Source organism: bacterium (genome assembly GCA_024228115.1).
In the GTDB taxonomy this organism is placed as follows: Bacteria; Myxococcota_A; UBA9160; order UBA9160; family UBA6930.
This window is the reverse complement of the sequence record JAAETT010000015.1, coordinates 1-541: the sequence shown is the minus strand read 5'-3', so window position 1 is coordinate 541 and position 541 is coordinate 1. Positions and strand designations below refer to the sequence as shown.

Annotated in this window: 1 protein-coding gene; it reads right to left on the bottom strand. The window is 62.8% G+C overall.

What is annotated here, in order from left to right:
• Positions 1-208: 208 nt before the first annotated feature.
• Positions 209-388: a hypothetical protein gene (locus GY937_00425; GenBank protein ID MCP5055171.1), complete on the bottom strand. Its 180-nt coding sequence runs from the start codon at positions 386-388 to the stop codon at positions 209-211.
• Between the last annotated feature and the right edge of the window lie 153 nt (positions 389-541).

Genomic DNA, 541 nt, shown 5'->3' with positions numbered 1-541 from the left:
GTGACAGTCTGTGCGGTAGAATCCGGCTTCATGAAGGGGCCCTTGTTGAGGGGAAACGGGTGTCGCAACACGTTTCTACCGCAACTGGGGCCTTCTTCAATTCAGGAACGCGACTTCTTCATGAATTATTCGGGCTAGGGCGCTCGATCCAGGGGCCCGAGGTCGTCGTACAGCTCACGGACGGGGAGTGAGGGGCCGATTCGCGTGCTCACCTCGCCAGGTAGGAGACGCCGGTCAGCTGCTCGCTCAGGTGCCAGAGCTTCCGAGCGGTCTCCTCGTTGCGGACATGCCTGGCGATTCTGGCCGGGCCGGCCGAGCGGGCGGTTTCGCGCCGCTTGACCGGGCCGTAGTACGCGTTTGGCTCGGTGTCCGGGCGCGTCGTGGCCATGAGCGTTGGCAGTGCGTGTTGGCGATCACGAGAAACCGTAGAAATCTGATCATCTAGCCGTGGTCGCGCGCGAGTGCTGGTTTCTCGTCAGAACGGCGAATCGGTGTCGGTCGGATCGGTGTCGAGTTCGCGATCGAGAGCCGCGAGGTAGTG

Coding starts and splice junctions, on each gene's coding strand:
- GY937_00425 (MCP5055171.1), bottom strand. CDS start 388: ATGGCCACGACGCGCCCGGACACCGAGCCAAACGCGTACTACGGCCCG.